Source organism: Arsukibacterium sp. (genome assembly GCF_041616895.1).
GTDB lineage: Bacteria > Pseudomonadota > Gammaproteobacteria > Enterobacterales > Alteromonadaceae > Alishewanella.
This window is the reverse complement of the sequence record NZ_JBFJPY010000132.1, coordinates 1-5,980: the sequence shown is the minus strand read 5'-3', so window position 1 is coordinate 5,980 and position 5,980 is coordinate 1. Positions and strand designations below refer to the sequence as shown.

Annotated in this window: 8 protein-coding genes; all 8 read left to right on the top strand. The window is 52.7% G+C overall.

Going from position 1 to position 5,980, the window contains the following annotated elements:
* Window positions 1-958 (top strand): tol-pal system YbgF family protein (locus ABY802_RS15370; RefSeq protein ID WP_372628005.1); only part of this gene is annotated, 958 nt, incomplete at its 5' end.
* A gap of 46 nt (window positions 959-1,004) precedes the next feature.
* Entirely contained in the window at window positions 1,005-1,754 is a 750-nt protein-coding gene (locus tag ABY802_RS15365; protein WP_372628004.1) for a tetratricopeptide repeat protein, read from the top strand.
* Window positions 1,755-1,757: 3 nt separating this feature from the next.
* Window positions 1,758-2,135 carry a hypothetical protein gene (locus ABY802_RS15360; protein ID WP_372628003.1) on the top strand — a complete coding sequence of 126 codons (378 nt, stop codon included), beginning with the start codon at window positions 1,758-1,760 and terminating at the stop codon, window positions 2,133-2,135.
* Window positions 2,136-2,151: 16 nt separating this feature from the next.
* Window positions 2,152-2,811 (top strand): MotA/TolQ/ExbB proton channel family protein, encoded by a 660-nt coding sequence (locus ABY802_RS15355; protein ID WP_372628002.1) that lies wholly within the window; start codon window positions 2,152-2,154, stop codon window positions 2,809-2,811.
* Window positions 2,795-3,319, top strand: a complete 525-nt coding sequence (locus tag ABY802_RS15350; RefSeq protein WP_372628001.1) for a biopolymer transporter ExbD — start codon at window positions 2,795-2,797, stop codon at window positions 3,317-3,319. The genes ABY802_RS15355 and ABY802_RS15350 overlap by 17 nt, the downstream gene beginning before the upstream one ends.
* Complete coding sequence (locus tag ABY802_RS15345; protein WP_372628000.1) at window positions 3,316-3,840, top strand: ExbD/TolR family protein; 525 nt, start codon at window positions 3,316-3,318, stop codon at window positions 3,838-3,840. The genes ABY802_RS15350 and ABY802_RS15345 overlap by 4 nt, the downstream gene beginning before the upstream one ends.
* Complete coding sequence (locus ABY802_RS15340; protein ID WP_372627999.1) at window positions 3,837-4,772, top strand: AgmX/PglI C-terminal domain-containing protein; 936 nt, start codon at window positions 3,837-3,839, stop codon at window positions 4,770-4,772. Before ABY802_RS15345 ends, ABY802_RS15340 begins: the two co-directional genes overlap by 4 nt.
* A 17-nt stretch (window positions 4,773-4,789) precedes the next feature.
* Window positions 4,790-5,980: hypothetical protein (locus ABY802_RS15335; protein ID WP_372627998.1), on the top strand; the 1,191-nt coding region annotated here is incomplete at its 3' end.

The window sequence follows — 5,980 nt, the reverse complement described above, 5'->3', positions numbered from 1 at the left end:
GTCGGAATATCACCAGAGTGCCGCGTATCAGCAAATTAGCTTATACCTTGAGCAGCAGCAACTGCCAGAGGCAATAGCACTGATGCAGGCTTATCAGCAGCGCTACCCGGGCAGTGCTGAGCAGCAGGCCATTACCACTGCAATGTTAAACAGCTATGAGCAGCTTGAGGATTGGCAAAGTGCTGCGGATTTAATCAGTATGCAAGTCGCGCAATTGCCAGCAGGTACCGAGCAGCAAGCACTGCTATATAAAGCCGCAGGCTATTACTGGCAAGCGGATAATAGTGAGGCGGCACGCCTGGCTTATCGCAGTTATGCGAATCAGTATCCGCAGCCACATCTGCCCGCTCAGGAAGCCCGGGCCAGACTGGTTGCCTTGTATCAGCAGCAAAATGATCTGAGCCGCCGTAATTTCTGGTATCAACGAATGGTTACCGCCGAACAGCAGCTTACGGGTAGCGCTGATACGGGCACTGAGCGCAGCCGCTATCTGGCCGCCGATGCTGCCTTGCAGCTCGGATTGCACAACAGCATGTTATTTGATGCGGTGAGTCTGAAACAGCCACTGCGGGATAATTTAAAGAAAAAACAAACTCATATGACGGCCGCTATTGAGCTGTTGCAAACCAGTATGAGTTGGCAGGTTGCTGATTTTTATAGTCAGGCCCAATACCAGGTCGCCAATTTGTATCAGCAAATGGCCGCAGCGCTGCTGAGTTCAGAACGACCCAAAGGGCTCGATCCGCTGGCTCTGGAACAATACGATTTGCTATTGGAAGAGCAGGCCTATCCGTTTGAAGAGCTTGCTATTGAAATCTACCAGCAAAATGCGGCCCTGGTGGCACAACCTTTATATGACGCCTGGATTGAAAAAAGTCTGAACAAGCTGGCAGAGCTTTCGCCAGCGCGCTACCGCAAACCTGAAGTGTACCTGGAGCTTGCTGATGAAGCTTACTAAAGCATGGCGTAACACAACACTCGTTAATACAAAGCGGCAGCTTGCAATGTCTGTCGCAGCGCGCTCAGTGCTCGCCTTGCTGATGATGCTGTCGTTAAGCCATTGCGCGCAGGTTAACACACCGCAAGGTGAGCCAGGCGCCGAGTTGCCCGCCGCCGGTGAGCCGCAGCAAGCGACTGAACCATCTCAGCCGGAAAAAGCTCAGCCGGAACAGGTTCAGCCAGAGCAATCACAAACTAGCCAACCGGCTGGGGCAACCGACAGCAAAACGGCCGTTACTGAGCCGGGATCAGCGCCGCAGTCAATGCTTAAGCCAGTGCCTAAGCCAGAGCTAAGCGCTGAATATCAGCAGGCCTTTGCCAGAGCCAAGCAACAGCTGCGCGCTGAAGATTATCAGGGCGCTGCTGCTTTATTAGCCCCTATGGCTGAGGTGTTACCCGACGCCGGCGGCATTCATTACAATCTGGCTTTATGCTACTGGAATTTACAGCAAACTGAACAGTCAACTTTGCAATTAACCCAATTGCTGGCGCGCCAGCCTGGCTATGTGGAGGCGGCCAATTTACTGGGCGTTATTGCCCGCCAGCAGGGTAATTTTAATCAGGCCAGACGTTACTGGCTGGATGCGCTGGCACAGCAAAACGATTTTGCCAGCGCCCATAAAAATCTGGGTTTTTTATACGAGCTTTATCTCGGACAGCCCGCTCAGGCCCGCTACCATTATCAACAATACCAGGAGTTAACCGCCGATCCGATGGCAGAAGCCTGGTTAACTTTGCTTGAGCAACAGGAGTAACAGATGAAATATTATCTGATTTACACAGTGAGTTTTGGTCTGACCCTGCTGTCAACGTTGCCACAGGCCCGCCAAGCTGAGCCAGCGCCACAGCCAGCAGCAGCGCCGCAATCAGAAACAGTGCCAAAGCAGCCAGCAACGTTACCAGCAGCAACGGTTCGGATCGATATCAGCACCACGATTAGCGGCAATCAGGAGCAGCCACGCACGTTATACGTTTTGCCCTGGCAGGATAGTATTGCCCAGATCCGGATCCCGGCGCCCAATATAAACGTGGCCGAGCAACCGTTACAGCCGCTCGACCGCCAGCAATTTCTACGTTTTATCGAGGCGCAGTCGCTCCACCAGCAAAGCGCCGATACAGCATCATCAAAAAAATAATTAAGAGGTTTACAGCATGGAATTCGTCAACAGTATAGTGCGGTTTTTGCAGGAAGGTGGTTACTTTATATTTCCCATCGCCTTTATTCTGATCCTCGGTATCGCCATTACCGTCGAGCGCTGGTGGTTTTTACGCTCGGTGTACGCCAGCAATCAGCGGGCCTACCGTGAGTTACAACCTGCTATCGCGGCTGCCGATACTAAAGCCATTTTGCAACTGGCAGAAACCAAGCAAACGCCGCTTAGTTTAATGCTGGCCAGTGGGGTAAACCGCTTAACGTCTTCGCACCGGCGCGAAGATATGGAATATGCGATGGAAGAAGTGGTGTTGGAGTACAGCCTGCGCCTGCAAAAGCGGACGCCATTTTTAGCAACGCTGGCTAATGTGGCCACCTTGCTGGGCTTGCTCGGTACTATTGTTGGTTTAATTGCGGCTTTCTCCGCAGTGGCAAACGCGGACCCGTCAGAAAAAGCCAGTTTGTTATCCTCCAGTATTTCGGTTGCAATGAATACCACGGCTTTTGGTCTGATGACGGCAATTCCACTGGTGTTTGTGCATGCGCTGTTGCAGAGCAAGACGGCCAGCATTGTCGATACCATGGAAATGGCCGGCATTAAGTTGATGAATAGTATCGGACAACGTTTTACGGGTGGCCGGGATGATAAGAAAGCATAAAGTCAGCCAAAACGAGGCTGAACTCGACATTACCTCCTTTATGAATCTGATGATTGTATTGGTGCCGGTGTTGTTACTGAGTTTGGTGTTTACCCAGATCCGGGTGCTGAATATTCAGCTGCCAGCGCAAACTGAACAGCTCATGCAACAAGAGCAGGACAATCCGCAAGTTCTGGAGTTAGAGCTGCAGGCCCAGAAGTTGCGGTTAAATTATCCGGCGGGTCAGTTACTACGGGAGTTTGCTCATAATGAGCAGGGCGAGCCTGACTTTGCGGCGCTATCGGCATTTTTGCAGGATTTAAAGCTTACCTGGCAACAGCAGCAAATTGAAAAGCGTGATATCAGTATTCTGGCGCCGGAATCTCTGGATTACCAAACACTGGTCAGCGCGATGGACACGGTACGATCGTTTAAAACGGTGGTGGCAGCGTCTGTGGTCGATGCGGAATTATTTCCGTTAATTTCGCTGGGGCAATTACCGGCGGAACACAGCGGGGGCCCCGAATGAAGCAGTCTTTTCGAGCTAAGCGGATGTTAAAGCAAAATAACCGTCTGGCGCAAAGCTCTAAATTAAACCTGGTGGCGCTGATGGATATATTTACCATCCTGGTTTTCTTTCTGATGGTAAATCAGTCTGATGTAGTGGTGCTGCCAAGTAATAAAGACATGAGCCTGCCGCAATCGATATCAGAGCAGCTGCCACAAGAGCAAGTGCTGTTGACGGTAACGGCCAATGGTATTTTAGTGCAGGGTAAACCGATTTGGCGTGGTGACTGGCAACAGGCGCCGGAGATATGGCAAGCGCCGTTAACGGCAGCGGTTACTGAGGAATTGCAGTATCTGGCCAGCAGGGCAGCGCCACTTGCTAAGGAGCAACAGGCGATAGGTCGTCCCTTGACGATTCTGGCTGATGCGTCAACCTCTTATGCCGTGTTACGTCGGATAATGGCAATTTGCGCTGCTACAGAGTACCGGGATGTCTCATTGGCGGTAGAGCAACGCAGCAGTGCGCTGGAGGCGACCCCATGAGTACGCTAACCTGGCACGCTGGCAATGGCTGGCAAAATGAAGATCAGTTTTTCAGCAAGGTGGTGCTGGCCGGCCTGATAATGTTAGTGCTGTTGTCGATAGCCGTGCCACTTTATCAGGTACCCGAGCGCAGCCGGGCACAGCTGGAGCAATTGCCGCCTCAGCTGGCGCGGGTGAGGTTAGAAGAGCGGGAAATTATTCCTCCCGAGCCGATTAAACTGCCAGAGCCTGAGCCGGAACCGCTGCCAGAACCGGAGCCCGAACCCGAGCAACAGGTGGTAGAGGCCAGCCCGGTAACGCAGGAGCAGGCCCGTAGTCAGGCGCAGCAAGCCGGTTTACTGGCCATGCAGGACGATCTGGCTGCGCTGCGTCAGACTTTTACGGTGAATCAACAGGCACCACAATTGCAGCGGGAAGGACGGCAAAATACCGCAACACCGGAACCTGAATTAATTACCAACCCGCAACTGGCGAAAACGGCTGCCAAAGCTGCAGCGCCAGTTAGTGCCGATGTCGCCCGCGCGGATTTAACCCGCGCTCAAAGCACGACACTTGCTGATGCTGAGCTGCGTGGCCTGGCTGCCGCCGCACCGGCCTCAGGTAATACGGGCAGTGGTAACGCCAATGACCCGGCCAGCCAGGGTGGTCGCTCGGAGGCCAGTATTCGCCAAACGCTGGAAGCAAATAAAAGCAGTTTATATACCTTGTACAACCGCGCGCTTCGAGCCAATCCACTGCTTAAAGGTAAGGTAGTATTTGAACTGATAATTAATCCTGATGGCAGTTTGCAGCAGGTGAAAATTGTGGAAAGTGAACTAAATGATGAGCGTCTTGAGCGGCAGTTACAGCTGCGCTTGCAGGCCGTAAATTTCGGTGCAGCGGATGTCTCGCCGACTCGTTCGAAATGGACAATCGCGTTTTTACCCGGCTAACCGGGCAGGAGAGAAATATGCAAAGCTTTATTAAGCCACTGGCCCCGGGCCTGCTGGTTACTGCACTTGCCATGGTGTTTAGTGGCGCACTGTCTGCCGGGCCACTGGAACAAGCTAAACGGCTGCATGACCGGCTGGCCGGTGTGCCTGCTGATGCGGTTACGTTGCAGCAAATGACAGATTTGATTGCGCAGGGCGATGCCGATGGTGCGGCAGAGCTGGCCATGCAACATCCCGATTTTTACCGCACCACGTTAAAATTGTTTGCTACCCCCGCTACTAACCGTGATTTAGATATTTTTGAACCACTCAACGATTACAGTGCCACCATTATTGGCCTGGTGCGGGACAACGCTGATTTTAGGCAAATATTACAAACCGACGTGTTATATGTGGGTGCCGACAGTTTAGGTTTGCCGCCTTACGCGGCAGATAACAACGCCCACTATCAGGCACTGGATCAACAGGGAATTGATTTGCAACAACACCTGGAGCCCCGCGCCCAAAGCACGTTACTGGGGATCCCGGCACAAGCCAGTGCCGGGGTAATGACCAGCCGCGCTGGCGCTAAAGCGTTTTTTTACCTGGGTACCAACCGGGCCATGTTACGCTTTACCCTGATGAGCCAACTGTGTACTGATCTGGAACCGTTAAAAGATACCAGTACTGCGGCCGATCGGATCCGCCAGGATGTTAGTCGCAGCCCCGGCGGCGACAGCCGGATTTTTCATAATCGCTGCATCGGCTGTCACGCCGGAATGGACCCGTTAGCGCAGGCGTTTGCTTACTATGATTATCAGTTTACTGACGAGAACGGTGACAATGGCCGGCTGTTTTATCAGCAAGAGGGTACCAATAACAGCCAGACCGGTAGCCGGGTTCAGCCGAAATATCATATTAACGCCGGTAATTTTCCGTTTGGTTATAAAACCGAAGACGATCGCTGGCAAAATTATTGGCGGCAAGGCCGCAATCAGTCACTGGGCTGGGACAGCAGTTTGCCCGGTGAGGGCAATGGCGCGAAAAGTTTAGGCCAGGAGCTGGCGCACTCGGTTGCTTTTGCGCAGTGTCAGGTTAAAAAAGCTTTTGAAACCACCTGCCTGCGTCCGCCGGAATCGCTGGCTGATGTTAATCTTATTCAGCAAACCAGCGAGCGCTTCAGCCAGACCGGTTATAACTTAAAACAAGTGTTCACCGACACTGCCACT